Origin of the sequence: Stenotrophomonas sp. As-7 (genome assembly GCF_030291015.1) — a bacterium.
GTDB lineage: Bacteria > Pseudomonadota > Gammaproteobacteria > Xanthomonadales > Xanthomonadaceae > Stenotrophomonas > Stenotrophomonas lactitubi.
Window position 1 is genome coordinate 674,877 of sequence record NZ_CP127405.1, and the last position, 17,637, is coordinate 692,513.

General features: G+C 68.5%; 4 protein-coding genes. 3 read left to right on the forward strand and 1 reads right to left on the reverse strand.

The features are described 5' to 3' along the window. Positions 1-110 precede the first annotated feature (110 nt). Complete coding sequence (locus QP457_RS03110; RefSeq protein WP_205405321.1) at positions 111-2,222, reverse strand: glycosyl hydrolase family 18 protein; 2,112 nt, start codon at positions 2,220-2,222, stop codon at positions 111-113. An 821-nt stretch (positions 2,223-3,043) separates the two neighbouring features. Between QP457_RS03110 and purL the strand changes: the two genes are divergently transcribed. The 3 genes from purL (at position 3,044) to QP457_RS03125 (ending at position 17,534) form a co-directional block, all read left to right on the forward strand. Continuing rightward, positions 3,044-6,928 carry a phosphoribosylformylglycinamidine synthase gene (purL, locus tag QP457_RS03115; protein WP_205405320.1) on the forward strand — a complete coding sequence of 1,295 codons (3,885 nt, stop codon included), beginning with the start codon at positions 3,044-3,046 and terminating at the stop codon, positions 6,926-6,928. A gap of 439 nt (positions 6,929-7,367) precedes the next feature. Next, on the forward strand, positions 7,368-15,485 hold the full coding sequence (locus tag QP457_RS03120) for an ESPR-type extended signal peptide-containing protein (protein WP_205405319.1): 8,118 nt from the start codon (positions 7,368-7,370) through the stop codon (positions 15,483-15,485). Between the two features lie 162 nt (positions 15,486-15,647). Further along, on the forward strand, positions 15,648-17,534 hold the full coding sequence (locus tag QP457_RS03125; protein WP_180166718.1) for a S8 family peptidase: 1,887 nt from the start codon (positions 15,648-15,650) through the stop codon (positions 17,532-17,534). Positions 17,535-17,637 lie beyond the last annotated feature (103 nt).

Genomic DNA, 17,637 nt, shown 5'->3' on the forward strand with positions numbered 1-17,637 from the left:
CTTTTTCTGTAGAGCCGAGCCCATGCTCGGCTGCGGACACATCAGCCGAGCATGGGCTCGGCTCCACAGGTTGGAAACCGGGGATGCCAGTCGCATCCCCGGTTGTCTGCTTATTTCAAGCCATCACTGACCGCCTTGGTCAGCGTGCCCTGCGCATCGTCGCCGCTGAACTCCCAGACAAACGCACCGCCCAGTCCCTGGGTCTTCACGTAGCCCATCTTGCGGGTGATGTTGGCCGGGGTATCGAAGCTCCACAGTGTGCTGCCGTTGTAGATCCAGGTGGCACCGGCGGTGTTGTCGGTGTAGCCCTGCCACGCCAGGTTCTTCAGCACCTTCCAGTCTTCAATGCCGGCTTCATACGTGCCGGGTGCCGCACCGGTGGCGCTCTGGTACAGGCCGTTGTTGACGTTGGTCACGCCGGTCCAGCCACGCCCGTAATAACCGATGCCCAGGTTGAGCTTGGCGGCGGGGACACCGCGGCTGATGAAGGCCTCGATGGCATCATTGCTGTTGTACAGCTTCTGGTCGCCGGTGGACGGATCACTCGGCGAATCGAACAGCGCCGATTGGTGATTGGTCTTCGCATCCCACGCACCGTGGAAGTCGTAGGTCATCACGTTGATGTAGTCCAGGTACGGGTGGTACGCGGCCGGATCGGTGACGCGGATCTTGTCGATGCCGGCGCCGACCGCCACCGTCAGCAACAGGCCCGGACGCACCGCATCGAGCTGGCGGCGGAACTCGGCCATCAGCGCGGTGAAGTTGGCATTGTCCTCGGGCGTGCCGCAGGCAATACCGCAGGCCACCGGGTATTCCCAGTCGATGTCGATGCCGTCGAACACGCCCAGCGCTGCGCCAGGGCCACCGGCGCCGTCGGTCACCGGCAGGTTGCCCTTGATGTAGGCGTCGATGCACGAGGCGACGAAGGCCTGGCGATTGGCCGGCTGCGCCGCGCTGGAGAAGCCGCGCGACCAGGTCCAGCCACCCAGCGAGATCAGCACCTTCATGCCCGGATACTTGGCCTTGAGCTGCTTGAGCTGGTTCCAGTTGCCACGCAGCGGCTGGTCCCACGTGTCGGCGCTGCCGCTCACGCTTTCGCCGGCACCGAAGGCCTTGGTGTAGTCGGCGAAGGCATCGCCACCGGCACCGCTGTTCGGATCCGACGCCTGGGTGATGCCCACTTCGCAGCGGTTGTTGCGCACGTTGCCGAAGGCGTAGTTGATGTGGGTCAGGCGCGCGGCCGAACCGCTGCTGTCGATGTTCTTGACCCGATAGTTGCGGCCATAGATGCCCCACTGGGTGAAGTAGCCGATGACCCGCTTGCCGGTGGTGCCACCGTCGCCGGCCAGGGTGCTGGCGGTCACCGCCGTGCCCTGCGCGGAGGCATTGCCGGCGTTGTCGCGGGCGCGCACGCGGTAGCTGTAGCTGGTGGAGGCGGTCAGCCCGCCATCGACATAGCTGGCGCTGGACGGTGAACCGACCAGGCTGCCGTTGCGGTACACGTCGTAGCCGGCCAGGCCGCTGCCACCGGTGTTGTCGGTGGACGGGCTCCAGCTCAGGGCGATGCTGTTGGCGGTGCGGGTGCCCACGGCCAGGCCGCCGGGCACGCTGGGTGCGGTGGTATCGCCGCTGGCCGCGTTGACGGTGATGGTGATGGTCGCGGTGCTGGCGGTGGCGTTGTTGTTGTCGGTGGCGACCGCGCGCAGGGTATGGCTGCCGGCGCTGGCGTTGGCCCAGCTGGCGCTGTACGGCGCGCTGGTGTCGACGCCCAGCGAACTGCCATCGCGGAAGAACTCGACCTTGCTGACGCTGCCGTCCGCATCGCTGGCATTGGCGGTCACGTTGACCGTGCTGCCGGCGCTGAAGGTGGCGCCGTTGGCCGGCGAGGTCAGACTGACCACCGGCGGCTGGTTGGCGCCGCTGCCGTCGCAGGCGCCGAGGTTGGTGTAGTAGGGCGCTCCGGCCGGATGGTCCGGCGGCGCGTTCCAGATGTCCTGGTTCGCCCGGTAGAGGACGCCTCCTTTCTGCAGGGTATCGCCACTCCGGTAGATCTTGGCCTGGTCCCATTCGGCCACGCCGGCACAGCTGGCGGCCTGGGCCAGGCCGGGCAGGGCAACGGCCCCGGCGAGGGCCAGCAGCCAGGCCAGACGGTGCGGGCGACAGCGATGAAGGGAAGGGCGGGCACTGCGTACATCGGCACTCTGCACAAGCGGGTCGTACATGGTGTGTCTCCGATCGATGGTTGGCGCACGGGCCACGACGGCGCCGCACGTAACGCAGGGTCCGGACATCGCCCGGGAAGGCGACGGAGGGGGCGGACGGAGGTACCTGGTGGGCCGGGGAGAGAGTCCGGCGCCAGGTGGGGACAACGTTGTCATCAATTGCGTGGTCAATCCGTGAGCGAGCGCATGGTTCGGGGATTTGGGCGAGCGCGGCGCTGGCGCGCGGTCGGCAGCCATCGGCAGAGCCCCTTCGTGGTTGGCATCTAGAGCAGGTTCCGGGGTTGGGCCGGGCGGGTGGGGTCATGCGGGGACGCCGTGAACCCATCCCTGGGGGCTTGGCCGCGGCATCCATGCCGCGGACACCCCGCCTGACCCCACCCACCCGGCCCCCGACAGGTTCATGCGGGCGCCAGCCACGAAAGACGAACAAAAAATCAAAATCAAACGCCGATCGCTTCGCTCTCAGGCGTTTGATTCCAGACATTCCTGTGGTTGCCGGCCAGCGGTCGGTAACCAAGGAGCATCCACGCATGGCGTGGATCTACCAACAGATCGCGGAGGTCTGTCGAAGGCAGGGTGGGTCCGGTGGCGGGGGTGTCCGCGGCATGGATGCCGCGGCCAAGCCCCCAGGGACGGGTTTACGGCGTCCCCCGCCACCGGACCCGCCCCGCCATCCCACGGAATGCCCGCTGTCGCTTTGGCTGTTGCCGTTGCTTCGGCTCTGGCTCTGGCCTCTGCGGGTGCCGGGCGCCGCCCGGCCGAAGCCTACTCCCGCTTCCGGTACAATGTCGGGCCCGTTTCCCAACTACGGTTCCCCGGACATGATGGTCCTCGAGGGCGCGCCCGCCCTGTCGCCGTTCCGCCGCGAACGTCTTGAATCCCGCCTGCAGTCCATCGCTCCCTCCCTGCGCATCAGCGGTGCCTGGCACGTCTACTTCGTGCAGGCCGAGGGCACTGCCGCCCCCGACGTCGACACCCTGTGCCGCATCCTGGAAGCCCGCCCGCAGTCCGAGGCGGTCGCGGACGGTGCGGTCAGCCGCATCGTGGTGCCGCGCCTGGGCACGCTGTCGCCGTGGTCGAGCAAGGCCAGCGAACTGGTCCGCGGTGCCGGCCAGCCGGTGAGCCGGGTCGAGCGTGGCCTGCGCATCGACGTACTGGGATGGCCGGCCGATGCCGCCGCCCAGCAGGCACTGATCAAGGTGCTGCACGACCCGATGACGCAGTCGGTGCTGGAGACCGTCGATCAGGGCCAGTCCCTGTTCTCGAGCCCGGCCCGTGGCGAACTGGAGCGCGTGCCGGTGGACCAGCTGGAGGCCGCCAACCAGCGCCTCGGTCTGGCCATGGCGCAGGACGAGATCGACTACCTGCGCGAGCGTTTCACCGCGCTGGGCCGGTCGCCGTCGGACGTGGAGCTGATGATGTTCGCGCAGGCCAATTCCGAGCACTGCCGGCACAAGATCTTCAATGCCAGCTGGACCATCGACGGCCAGGAGCAGGACCGCTCGCTGTTCCGGATGATCAAGAACACCCACCAGCAGACGCCGCAGCACACGCTCAGCGCGTACAGCGACAATGCGGCGGTGATCGAAGGCCACCCGGCCTCGCGCTATCGCCCGGACCCGGCCAGCGGCGAGTACCGCCGCGAACCACAGGTGCCGAGCGCGTTCCAGATCAAGGTGGAAACGCACAACCACCCGACCGCGATCGCGCCGTTCCCGGGCGCGTCGACCGGCGCCGGTGGCGAAATCCGCGACGAAGGTGCAACCGGTCGTGGCGGCAAGCCGAAGGCTGGCCTGAGTGGTTTCTCGGTCTCGCACCTGCGCATTCCCGAGCTGCCGCAGCCGTGGGAGGCGCCGCGTGCGCTGAACCCGCGCATGGCGCCGGCGCTGGAGATCATGACCGACGGCCCGCTCGGCGGCGCTGCGTTCAACAACGAGTTCGGCCGCCCGGCCCTGCTCGGCTACTTCCGCAGCTTCGAACTGCCGGAAGGCGCCGACCTGGTACGCGCCTACGACAAGCCGATCATGCTGGCCGGTGGCCTTGGCGCCATCGATCGCGTGCAGGTCGACAAGATCCTGCTGCAGGACGGCGATGCCGTGATCGTGCTCGGCGGCCCGGCGATGCTGATCGGCCTCGGCGGCGGTGCCGCCAGTTCGGTCGCCTCCGGTGAAAGCGCCGAGGATCTGGACTTCGCCAGCGTGCAGCGCGACAACCCGGAAATGGAGCGTCGCTGCCAGGAGGTCATCGACCGCTGCGTGGCGATGGGTGCCAACAACCCGATCAAGTTCTTCCATGACGTCGGTGCAGGTGGCCTGTCCAACGCCATTCCCGAACTGCTGCACGATTCCGGCGTGGGCGGCATCATCGACCTGGGCAAGGTGCCCACCGACGATCCGTCGCTGTCGCCGATGCAGCTGTGGTGCAACGAGTCGCAGGAGCGCTACGTGCTCGGTGTGGCGCAGGAGCGCCTGGCCGAATTCGCGGCGCTGTGCGCACGTGAGCGCTGCCCGTTCGCTGCGGTCGGTGTCGCCACCGCAGCCGAACACCTGGTGGTGGCCTATGGCGCCGTGCCGGGTAACATCCCGGCCGACGCGCCGATCGACCTGCCGATGGACGTGCTGTTCGGCAAGCCGCCGAAGATGCACCGCGATACCGCGCACCCGCCGGCACCGCGCTGGCCGGCGCTGAAGACCGGTGGACTGGACCTGCAGGAAGCCGGTCTGCGCGTGCTCGCGCACCCGACGGTGGCCTCCAAGAACTTCCTGGTCACCATCGGCGACCGCAGCGTCGGCGGCCTGACCGCGCGCGAGCAGATGGTTGGCCCGTGGCAGCTGCCGGTGGCCGACGTGGCGATCACCCTGGCCGATTTCGACGGCGTGGCCGGCGAGGCGATGGCGCTGGGCGAACGCACGCCGCTGGCGCTGCTGGACGCGGCTGCTTCGGCCCGCATGGCCGTGGGCGAAGCGCTGACCAACCTGTGCGCGGCCCCGGTCGATGCGCTTGATGAAATCAAGCTGTCGGCGAACTGGATGGCCGCGGCCGGCCACCCGGGCGAAGACGCGCTGCTGTACGACGCGGTGAAGGCGGTGGGCATGGAACTGTGCCCGCAGCTGGACATCAGCATCCCGGTGGGCAAGGACTCGCTGTCGATGCAGGCGCAGTGGCACGACCAGGGCGAGGTGCACAAGAGCGTGTCGCCGGTGTCGCTGGTGATCACCGCGTTCGCGCCGGTGGCCGATGCACGCCAGCAGCTGACCCCGCTGCTGGACCGCGATATCGACAGCGAGCTGTGGTTGATCGGCCTCGGTGCCGGCAAGCAGCGCCTGGGCGGTTCGATCCTGGCCCAGGTGCACGCCGACCATGGCGACCTGCCGGCATTCGCCGGCGCCGCCCCGGACCTGGACGACCCGCAGCGCCTGCGTGGCTTCTTCGAGCTGATCCGCGATGCACGCCAGGCCGGCCTGCTGCGCGCGTACCACGACCGCAGCGACGGTGGTGCGTTCGCCGCGCTGTGCGAAATGGCCTTCACCTCGCGCCTGGGCCTGGACATCACCCTCGACGCCTGGGGCGATGATCCGTTCCGCAGCCTGTTCAATGAAGAGCTGGGCGCCGTTGTGCAGATCGCACGCGAAGACCGCGCCGCGTTCGCCGACCTGGTCGAGCGCCACGCGCTGACCGAGTGCGCGCAGCGCATCGCCAAGCCGACCACCGCGCCGGTGGTGCGGGTGTCGCTGGGCGGTGACTCGCTGGCCGAATGGCGCTGGGAAGCATTGTTCGATGCCTGGTGGTCGGTCACCCACGCGATGCAGAAGCGCCGCGACAATCCGGCCAACGCCGATGCCGAGCGCGAGATCGCCCGCGCCTTCACTGCGCCGGGCCTGAAGCCGAAGTTGAGCTTCGATCCCAATGAGGATGTCGCCGCACCGTTCGTGCAGACCGGGGCGCGTCCGCGCGTTGCGATCCTGCGCGAACAGGGCGTCAACGGCCAGATTGAAATGGCGAACGCCTTCGAACGTGCCGGCTTCCGCGCATTCGACGTGCACATGAGCGACCTCATCGAAGGCCGCGTGGCGCTGCAGGACTTCACCGGCCTGGTCGCCTGCGGCGGCTTCAGCTACGGCGACGTGCTGGGTGCCGGCCGGGGCTGGGCGACCTCGATCCTCGAGCGCACTGCGCTGCGCGATGCCTTCGCCGCGTTCTTCGCGCGCGAGGACAGCTTCGCCCTGGGCGTGTGCAACGGCTGCCAGATGATGAGCCAGCTGAAGGACATCATCCCCGGTGCCGAGCACTGGCCGCAGTTCCGCCGCAACGCCAGTGAGCAGTTCGAAGCCCGCACCGCGCTGCTGGAAGTGGTGGAGTCGCCGTCGATCCTGCTGCGTGGCATGGCCGGTTCGCGGCTGCCGGTGGCGGTGGCGCATGGCGAAGGCCAGGCGGTGTTCGACAACGCCGTCGACCAGGCCACAGCCCGCGTCGCGCTGCGCTACATCGATGGCAACGGCAACGTCGCCAGCCAGTACCCGCTGAATCCGAACGGCTCGCCCGACGGCATCACCGGCCTGACCAGCACCGACGGCCGGGTGACCATCATGATGCCGCACCCGGAGCGCACCCCGCGCGCGCTCAACCTGAGCTGGGCCCCGGCCGAGTGGCAGGGCGATTCACCGTGGATGCGCATGTTCCGCAACGCACGGGTGTGGTGCGGCTGATCGCACACGCGTTGCGCAGCTGACGATGCCATCGCGTATGGAAACCCGCCGGGAAACCGGCGGGTTTTTCTTTTTGAATACGGAAACTCCTGTGCTGGCCATCAGTTACATACGTTTTCATATGTGAGGATTTCCTCACGTACGCCTAACAAAATACGTACATAAACAAGTGAAACAGTGAACTGCTTCACGGCAATGGCTTTTGCTGCGTCAAACTCTTGACGATTCGCAAAGATGCCGTTAACACTTGACCCCCGTTTCAAATCTGTTCATCCCGCAGTAACCGCACGGCGCATGCGCTCGGTTTTCTGTCCCTGCGCGCCGTTCGGCAATACCCCGCAGTAAATCACGCGAATAACGCCCCCAGGGGACGTTGAACCACGAAGGTTCGGCGGTGGCGTTGCTTTGCCCAAAACCAGTCCAATCAGGAGCCGTACCGATGAATCGGATTTATCGCAAGGTCTGGAACAAAGCATTGGGTCAGTTGGTGGTGGCCTCGGAACTGGCCTCTTCCAGCTCATCAGGCGGGGTCGTCGACCAGCGCCGCAGTGCGACGGATGCCGCGCCGGCACGACTGGCCGCAGCGTTGGCCTTGGCAATGGGACTGGGAATGACCGGTATCGTTTCGGCGCAGTCGGTCGAGATTGGTGGCAGCGCGAACTGCGTGGTGCTCAACAGCAAAGTGGTGGACAAGTGCGCGGTCGATGGCACTGCCAGCGCCAAGGGCAGCAACGCGGTGGCGATCGGTGCGGGTACCAGCGCCACCGGCGCCAACAGCGTGGCGCTGGGCGCCGGTTCCAAGGCAGCACGCGCCAACACCGTCTCTGTCGGTGATGCCGGCAAGGAACGGCAGGTGACCAACGTCGCCGCCGGTACCGCCGCCACCGATGCGGTGAACAAGGCGCAGCTGGATGCACAGGCACGCGCCACGCAGGCTGCGCTTGCGCAGGCGGTGGCCGAGGGCAGCCGCTATTTCAAGGCCGATGGCGCGGGTGACAACAGCGACGCGGCGAAGATCGAAGGCGAGGGCGCCATCGCGGTCGGCAGTGGCAGCCAGTCGCTGGCCAACGCCACCACTGCGGTCGGCACCCAGGCGATTGCTGCGGGCGTCGGTGCCAGTGCCTTCGGCCAGAACGCGCTTGCCTTCGGCGATGCCAGCGTGGTGGTCGGGCAGAGCGCGGCCGCATTCGGCTTGGGCGATACCGCCGTCGGTGCCCATGCCGTGGCCGCCAGCGAGAACGGCGCAGCCACCGCACTGGGTGCACTGTCCGAAGCCAGCGCCGATGGCGCAACTGCGGTCGGTGCAGGCGCGGTGGCCATGGGCCCGGGCAGCACCTCGCTGGGCCGCGGTGCAACGGCCGCCAACGAAGCCTCCATTGCCGTCGGTGCGTTCAGCACCGCAGTGGGCGAGTACAGCACCGCGCTCGGCTCCAATTCGGCCGCCGTGGCCACCGGCAGCGTGGCGCTCGGCGCCGGCTCGCTGGCCGATCGCGTGGATACCGTGTCGGTAGGCGCGGTCGACTACGGCCTGACCCGGCAGATCACCAGTGTCGCCGCAGGTACCGAAGACACCGATGCGGTCAACGTCGGTCAGTTGAAGGGCGTGGCGGCAGTAGCCGATACCACCGCCAAGCGCTTCCAGGCCACCGGCAGCAGCAACAGCGATGCCGGCGCATTGGCCGAGGGAGATGACGCGCTCGCCGCTGGCGAAGCCGCCAATGCAATCGGCAACGGCACGACCGCCGTCGGTGCAGGTGCGACCGCCGTCGCGCAGAACGCCACTGCGGTCGGCAACAACGCGCTGGCCTCGGGCCAGAACAGTGCGGCCTTCGGCAACAACGCGCAGGCAGTCGGTCCGGGCAGCGTCGCCGTCGGCGGTGCTGCGGTGGATGCTGATGGCAATCCGCTGATCACCAGTGGTGGCGTGCCGGTAGAGACCGGCGCCACCAGTGCCGGGGTCGGTGGTACCGCTGTCGGCGCCAGCGCCGATGCCGGCGGTTTCGCCGCCTCGGCGTACGGCGTGGGTGCTTACGCGGCAGGTGTGCAGTCGTCGGCGTTCGGCGCGGTCTCCAATGCCATCGGCGACTACTCCACGGCCGTCGGTACGCAGAGCAACGCTACCGGCACCAGCAGCGTGGCCATTGGTGGCCCGGCCGATCTGATCCCGGGCCTGGGCTTCTTCGTGCAGACCCAGGCCAGTGGCGAAGCGGCCACGGCCGTCGGTGCCGGCGCGATTGCCAGCGGTGACCATGCCGTGGCCAACGGCAGCCTGACCGAGGCCTCCGGCACCGATTCGGTCGCAGTGGGTTACTTCGCCTATGCACCGGGCGAGAACGCCAGTGCATTGGGTGCGCAGACCTGGGCCAGTGGCGCGCAGAGCACCGCCGTCGGTTACTACGCCACTGCGCGTGGTGCCAACAGCGTTGCACTGGGTGCGAATTCCGAAGCGGTGCGCGCCAACAGCGTGGCTGTGGGCAGTGCCGGCAACGAGCGGCAGATCACCAGCGTGGCGGCCGGCAGCGAAGCCACCGATGCAGTGAACAAGGCACAGCTGGACGCCGTGGCCAGCACCGCCGACACCACCGCGCGCTTCTTCCAGGCGCAGCCGGAGAGCGGCAGCGATGCCGGTGCCTATGCAGAAGGCGAGGGTGCGGTAGCGGCGGGTTCGGCCAGCAACGCCATCGGTGCCGGCGCGCTGGCACAGGGCGCAGGCGCTGCGGCCATCGGCGCCGACAGCGTGGCACTGGGTCGCAATACCTTCGCCGACGGTGACGGTGCAGTGGCCGTGGGTGGCCTCGGCCAGGCGTACGACGAATACAACCAGCCCCTGCTGGATGACCAGGGCAATCCGGTGCAGATCGGCACCACCGCGTCGGCCGGTTCCACCGCCGTCGGCAATGCCGCGCAGGCGACCGGTGCCAGCAGCAGCGCCTTCGGCAATGCAGCACAGGCCACCGGCGACAACAGTTTCGCGGCAGGCGGCAAGTCGCGCGCTACCGGCAGCTATGCCGTCGCCATCGGTGACAGCGCCTTCGCCAAGTCCGACGACAGCACCGCGGTGGGTGGTTACAGCACCGCCAGCGAAGAGGGTGCCACCGCCTTCGGTGCCGGTGCCTGGGCCACCGGCCGCAATGCCTCGGCGTTTGGTCCGGCGGCATGGGCCAGTGCCAACGGCGCGACCTCCATCGGCTACAACAGCTGGGCCAACGGCATCAGTTCCACCGCCGTCGGCCGCGGCGCCTTCAGCTACGGCGACAACAGTGTTGCGCTGGGCTTCCAGGCGCTGGGCAACAGCATCAACAGCATCGCCATCGGCACCAACACGGTGGCCGGCGGTGAAAGTGCGATCGCCTTGGGCGCGGGTAGTACGGCCAGTGGCAACAACGCGGTTGCGCTGGGTGCCGGTTCGGTGGCCAGCCGTGACCGCAGCGTGTCGGTGGGCAGCGCCGGCAACGAGCGGCAGATCACCAGTGTGGCGGCCGGTACGCAGGCTACCGATGCGGTGAACAAGTCGCAGCTCGATGCGGTTGCAGCCAGTGCGGCGACCACCAGCAAGTACTTCCAGGCCAGTGGCAGCGCCGACAGCGATGCCGGCGCCTACGTGGAAGGTGACAACGCGCTGGCCGCCGGTGAATCGGCCAACGCCATCGGCAACGGTGCAACCGCGCTGGGCAGTGGCGCCAATGCGCTGGCCAGCAATGCACAGGCCATCGGCTTCAATGCCCTGGCCACTGCAGCCAATGCCAGCGCCATCGGTGCCAACGCGCAGGCGACCGGCGAATACGCCACCGCACAAGGTGCCGAGAGCGAAGCCAGTGGCGAGCAGAGTGCGGCCTTCGGTGCGGCCTCGGTGGCCAGCGGCGCCGGCAGCACCGCCACCGGCGTGTTGTCCGAGGCGAGTGGCGAGGAAGCCGTAGCGGTAGGTTACTTCAGCAATGCCAGCGGTGAGGCGGCCACGGCGGTCGGCAGTGAAAGCGTGGCCAGCGGCACCGCTTCGGCCGCGTTCGGCATCGGCGCCGAAGCGACCGGCGGCTACAGCACGGCCATCGGTGGTTACGCCAACGCATCGGCATTCAACGCCACCGCCTTTGGCAACTTCGCCAACGCCTCCGGCTCCAACAGCGTGGCGCTCGGCGGCGATTCCGAAGCGTCTGGTGCCTACAGCACCGCCACCGGCCAGGGCAGCCTGGCTACCGGCACCAATGCCGTGGCCGTCGGTGGTTCGTTGTTCGGCCTGCTGGCGACCGAAGCATCCGGCGACTATTCCACCGCGGTCGGTGGCGGCGCCTATGCGCCGGGCATCAACAGCACCGCGCTGGGCAATGCGGCGGAATCGCGTGGTGCCAACAGCGTGGCGCTGGGTGCCGATTCGATTGCCGACCGCGACAACACCGTGTCGGTGGGGGGCGGCGGCAACACCCGTCAGATCACCAACGTGGCAGCGGGTACCCAGGGTACCGATGCAGTGAACAAGGACCAGCTGGACGCAGTGGCCGCCGAAGGGGCCAAGACCAGCAAGTACTTCCAGGCCAGTGGCAGCGCCGACAGCGATGCTGGTGCCTACGTGGAAGGCGACAGCGCGCTGGCTGCGGGTGAGGCCGCCAATGCGATCGGCACCGGCGCCACCGCGCTCGGCAGTGGCGCAACGGCGGTAGCCGCGAACGCCACGGCGGTGGGCTTCAACAGCCTGGCCAGCGGCGGCAACGCGGCCGCAGTAGGCAACAACGCGCAGGCGACCGGTGAAGACAGCGCGGCGCTCGGCAGCGGCGCGGTAGCCAGTGGCATCAGCGCTACCGCCACCGGCACCGCTGCAGAGGCCAGCGGCGTCTACAGCACCGCCAACGGTGCGGAGGCTGTCGCCAGCGGTGCGCAGTCGCTGGCCAGTGGTTTCCGCAGTGCGGCCTCGGCCGATGGCACCACCGCCATCGGTGGTTACAGCGAAGCCAGCGGCCGCCTCGGCACCGCGCTGGGCTACGGCTCGGCGGCGACCGGTGCCAACACCACGGCTGTCGGCTTCGGTGCGGCAGCAGCAGGCAGCGGCGCAGTCGCCGTCGGTCAATCCAGCGAAGCCAGCGGCGATGAGAGCGTGGCCATCGGTGGCAGCACCTTCTTCGGCCTGGTGCCGTCGCGTGCCAGTGGTTACGGCGCAGCGGCGTTCGGCGCCGGTGCCTGGGCCACCGACGATTACGCCACCGCCATCGGCTGGAACTCGTGGGCCGATGGCGCCGAGTCGACTGCGCTGGGTGCCAGCGCTACCGCCAACGGCGCCAACAGCGTGGCTCTGGGCGCAGGTTCGAAGGCCGACCGTGACAACACCGTGGCCGTCGGCAGTGCCGGCAGCGAACGCCAGGTGACCCACGTCGCCGCGGGCACCGAAGGCACCGATGCGGTCAACAAGAACCAGCTCGATGCCGTCGCTGCCACGGCGGACAAGACCAGCAAGTACTTCCAGGCCAGTGGCAGCGCCGACAGCGATGCCGGTGCCTACGTGGAAGGCGACAGCGCACTGGCTGCCGGTGAAGCGGCCAATGCGATCGGAAATGGCGCCACCGCGCTCGGCAGCGGTGCCACGGCCGTGGCCGCCAACGCGACCGCCGTCGGCTTCAACACGCTGGCGACCGGCAGCAATGCGGCCGCGGTCGGCAGCAACGCACAGGCCACCGGCGCAGACAGTGCCGCACTAGGCAATGGCGCGGTGGCCAGTGGAATCAGCGCTACCGCCACCGGCACCGCTGCACAGGCCAGCGGCGTCTACAGCACGGCCAATGGTGCAGAGGCTGTCGCCAGCGGTGCGCAATCGCTGGCCAGTGGTTTCCGTAGTGCGGCTTCGGCCGATGGCACCACCGCCATCGGTGGCTACAGCGAAGCCAGCGGCCGCCTTGGTACCGCACTGGGCTATGGTTCGGCGGCGACCGGTGCCAACACCACAGCTGTTGGCTTTGGAGCAGCGGCAGCAGGTAGCGGTGCGGTCGCCGTCGGTCAATCCAGCGAAGCCAGTGGCGCAGAGAGTGTCGCCATCGGTGGCAGCACCTTCTTCGGCCTGATCCCGTCGCGTGCCAGCGGTACCGGTGCGGCGGCGTTCGGTGCCGGTGCATGGGCCACCGACGACTACGCCACCGCGATCGGTTGGAATGCGTGGGCCGATGCGGCTGACAGCACCGCGCTGGGTGCCAGCGCTACGGCCAGCGCTGCCAACAGCGTTGCTCTCGGTGCGGGTTCAAAGGCGGACCGTGCCAACACGGTGGCCGTCGGCAGCGCAGGCAACGAACGCCAGGTCACCCATGTTGCCGCCGGCACCGAGACCACCGATGCGGTGAACAAGGGTCAGCTGGATGCAGTAGCCAGTGTCGCCGACAAGACCAGCAAGCACTTCCAGGCCAGTGGCAGTGCCGACAGCGATGCCGGGGCGTACGTCGAAGGCGACAACGCGCTGGCCGCGGGTGAAGCGGCCAATGCGATCGGCAACGGCGCCAGTGCGCTCGGCAGCGGTGCCACCGCAGTTGCGGCCAACGCTACTGCGGTCGGTTTCAATGCGCTGGCCAGCGGCGCCAATGGCGCTGCGCTGGGCAACGCGGCACAGGCCACCGGCGTGGACAGCGTAGCCCTGGGCAGTGGTGCTGCCGCCAGCGAACTCGGCTCCAGTGCCACCGGCGCCGGTGCACAGGCCAAGGGTGCCTACAGCACCGCCAGCGGCGCGCAGTCCACCGCCAGCGGCACGCAGTCGCAGGCCAGTGGCTTCCGTGCCACCGCAACGGCGGACGGCGCTTCGGCGCTGGGCAGCTACGCCGAGGCCAGCGGTCGCCTCGGCACCGCTGTCGGCTACAGCGCCAAGGCCACCGCCGCCGGTTCCACGGCGGTTGGTTTCGGTGCCACCGCAAGTGCCGCCAACAGCACGGCGCTGGGCGCGTCGGCAGTAGCCGATCGGGCCAACACGGTATCGGTGGGCAGTGCAGGCGCAGAGCGGCAGATTACCCGCGTTGCCGCCGGTACCCAGGCCACCGATGCAGTCAACCGCGCGCAGCTGGATGCGGTCGCTTCCACCGCCGACACCACCAGCCGCCACTTCCGCGCCAGCGGCAGTGGCACCGCAACCGCCAGCGGCACCGACGCGGTGGCCATCGGCTCGGCTGCCAACGCCGGCGGTGCGCGCAGCAACGCATTGGGTGCCAATGCCTCGGCCATTGGTGGCGGCGCGCTTGCGCTGGGTGCCAACAGCGGCGTCACCGGGACCAACTCGGTCGCCCTCGGCACCGGTGCACGTGCCCTGGAAGCCAACGTGGTGTCGGTCGGTGGCGGCAACGGCACCGCCGGCCCTGCCACGCGCCGCATCGTCAACGTTGCAGATGGCCGCATCACCGCCGGCAGCAGCGATGCCGTGACCGGTTCACAGCTCAACGTCACCAACCAGCGCGTGGGCGCGGTGGAAACCCGGGTCGGAGATTTCGACTCGCGCATCGCCACCGTTGAAACCAGCGCGGCCAGTTCGGTCGGCTACGACGATGCCAGCCGCGACCGCCTGACCCTGGCCGGTATCCAGGGCACCACCATCGACAACGTCGGCGCCGGCAGCATTGCGTCCGGCAGCCGCCAGGCGATCAACGGTGGGCAGTTGTTCCAGTCGCTCAGCGATGCCGCCAGCTTCCTCGGCGGCGGTGCCAGCGTCGGCATGCAGGGGGTGTTCGTTGCGCCGAACTATGTGATCCAGGGTTCCACCTACAGCAACGTCGGCGACGCGCTGGGCGCACTGGACCGCAAGGTCAGCGAGATCGATCGTCGTACCGCCAGCGGCACGCGTTCCGGCGCGGCCAGCCTGCGTTCGATGGCCGCTCCGCTGGACGCCGACGCGGCCAGCGCGGCCACGGCTTCGGCCAGCGCCGATGCGAGCCTGGCGGATAGCGGATCGGCAACGGCCACTGCCCGTGTGCAGGGCACCCCGACCGCAGCCAGCGCAGGCAGTGCGCAGCCAGCACTGGTCGCAGGCGGTGGCATCAACGCCGTCGCGATGGGGGATGGCGCTGTCGCAAGTGGTGCATCGTCCACCGCGGTCGGCCAGGGTGCGAGTGCAACGGCGGCCAATGCGGTGGCGCTGGGCCAGGGCTCGGTTGCCGATCGCGCCAACACCGTCTCGGTCGGCAGCGAGGGCAACGAACGCCAGGTCACCAACGTGGCGGCCGGTACCACCGCAACCGATGCGGTCAACAAGGGCCAGCTGGACCGTGGCATCACCACCGCCAACAGCTACACCGACAGCCGCGTGCAGGCGGTCACCGACAGCTTCGATGTGTTCAAGGGCGAAGTTGATGGACGCCTGCGCCACATGGATCGCCGCATCGACCGTCAGGGCGCGATGAGCTCGGCGATGCTCAACATGGCCACCAGTGCCGCCGGCATCCGTACCCAGAACCGGGTCGGCGTCGGCATCGGTTTCCAGGGCGGCGAGTCGGCCATGTCGCTGGGCTACCAGCGTGCGATCAGCGATCGCGCCACGGTCACCATCGGTGGTGCCTTCAGCAGTGATGACAGCTCGGTCGGCGTTGGTGCCGGCTTCGGCTGGTAAGTGCGCAACAACGTGCCGGTGGGGAGCCCCATCGGCACGTCGAGCAGTGAGCGCCAAAGGGGCGTGGCACGGCAACCCTGGTGGGCCAGCCAGGGCAGTCGCAGGGAGTGATGGCCGTAGTGAGCTCCGTCCGTGCAACGGGCGGAGAAGGAAAGCTCAACCATGACCTTGAAGAGGATTTCGAACGTGACCAAGAAGCAGACCCTTCGCATCAATGTGCTGGCTGCCGCCGTGCTGTCGTTGACTGTCGGCGTCGGTGCGGCGCATGCGGCCAAGCCGGGCGTGGCCAAGGAACCGGCACGCGTGGCCAGCACTGCCCAGCAGAGCGTGGACGGCATCATCGTGAAGTACCGCAACGGCACTGCTGCCGCCAGCGATCGTTCGACCAAGCTCTCGGTCGTGCAGTCGGCGTTGTCGCGTGCCATCGTCAGCAGCGGCACCACCAGCCGCGCCGCGGCACTGTCTCCGCTGGTGGAGCGCAAGCTCGGTGCCGGTGGCGACCTGATCCGCCTGAAGTCCAAGCTGGGCTCGGCCGACATGCAGAAGGTGCTGGCTGAGCTGAATGCCGATCCGTCGGTGCAGTACGCGGTGGCCAACGTGCGCCTGCAGCGTTCGGACCTGCGTGCCACCAACGCGCAGCCGGCACTGGTGCCCAACGACCCCAACTACGCGCAGTACCAGTGGAACTTCTTCAATGCCACCGGTGGCGTGAACGCCCCGGCCGCATGGGATCTCTCGCAGGGCGAGGGCATCGTGGTCGCCGTGCTCGATACCGGCATCCTGCCGGGCGTGCCGGACTTCGGCAGCAACCTGCTGGAAGGCTACGATTTCATCAGTGACAAGGAATCCTCGCGCCGCCCGAACGACGGCCGCGCGCCCGGCGCCACCGACTACGGTGACTGGGTGGAAACGGCCAACGAGTGCTACACCGGCTCTGAACCGGAAGGCAGTTCCTGGCACGGCACGCACGTTGCCGGCACCATTGCCGAAGTGACCAACAATGGCAGCGCCCTGGCGGGCCTGGCCTACAAGGCCAAGGTGCTGCCGGTGCGCGTGCTGGGCAAGTGCGGTGGCACCCTGGCCGACATCAGTGACGCCATCACCTGGGCCTCCGGTGGCACCGTGCCGGGCATTCCGGCCAACACCAACCCGGCCGAGATCATCAACATGAGTCTGGGCGGTGGCGGCGCATGCGATGCCGCCTACCAGGACGCGATCAACGGCGCGGTGTCGCGCGGCACCCTGGTGGTGGTCGCGGCCGGCAACGAAACCGACAACGCATCCAAGTACCGTCCGGCCAGCTGCAACAACGTGGTGGCGGTGGGTGCGACCCGTGTCACCGGTGGCATCACCTATTACTCCAACTACGGCACCGCGGTCGACCTGTCGGCCCCGGGCGGTGGCGGCAGCGTCGACGGCAACCCGAACGGCTACATCTGGCAGGTCGGCTCCAGTTCGGAAACCACCCCGGACGCCGGTGAGTGGGTGCTGATGGGCAAGGGCGGCACGTCGATGTCCTCGCCGCACGTTGCCGCCGTGGCTGCCATGGTGCAGAGCGCGCTGATCGCCAAGGGCAAGGAACCGCTGGCCCCGGCCGCGCTGGAAACGCTGCTGAAGCAGAGCGCGCGCAAGTTCCCGGTGACCATCCCGGCGGCGACCCCGATCGGCACCGGCATCCTCGATGCCAAGGCCGCGCTGGATGCCGCGCTGAAGGAGCCGTGCACCGAGAACTGCGAGCCGGAAGGCATTCCGCTGACCAACAAGGTGACCGTGGGTGGCTTGGCCGGTGCGGCCGCCAGCGAAACCGTCTACACCTTCGAAGCGGCGGCCGGCAAGACGCTGAGCGTGCTGACCTACGGCGGCAGCGGCAACGTGTCGGTGTATCTGGCGCAGGGCCGCGTGCCCACCGCGACCGACAACGATGCCAAGTCGACCCGCCCGGGCAATACCGAAACCGTGCGCGTAGCCAAGCCGGTGGCCGGTACCTACTACATCAAGGTGGTGGGTGAGGCCGCTTACAGCGGGGTGAGCATTCTGGCGACCCAGTAATAACCGACTGTCGTAAATGAATAAGCGAGGCCCGTCACCTGTGTGACGGGCTTCGTCTTTTTACGAAAGAAGAATCGGAGAGGGTGGAAACCACGGCTTAACT

Bases quoted from the DNA above. Each gene is read 5' to 3' on its own strand.
- QP457_RS03110 (WP_205405321.1), bottom strand. From the start codon at position 2,222: ATGTACGACCCGCTTGTGCAGAGTGCCGATGTACGCAGTGCCCGCCCT.
- QP457_RS03120 (WP_205405319.1), top strand. From the start codon at position 7,368: ATGAATCGGATTTATCGCAAGGTCTGGAACAAAGCATTGGGTCAGTTG.
- purL (WP_205405320.1), top strand. From the start codon at position 3,044: ATGATGGTCCTCGAGGGCGCGCCCGCCCTGTCGCCGTTCCGCCGCGAA.
- QP457_RS03125 (WP_180166718.1), top strand. From the start codon at position 15,648: ATGACCTTGAAGAGGATTTCGAACGTGACCAAGAAGCAGACCCTTCGC.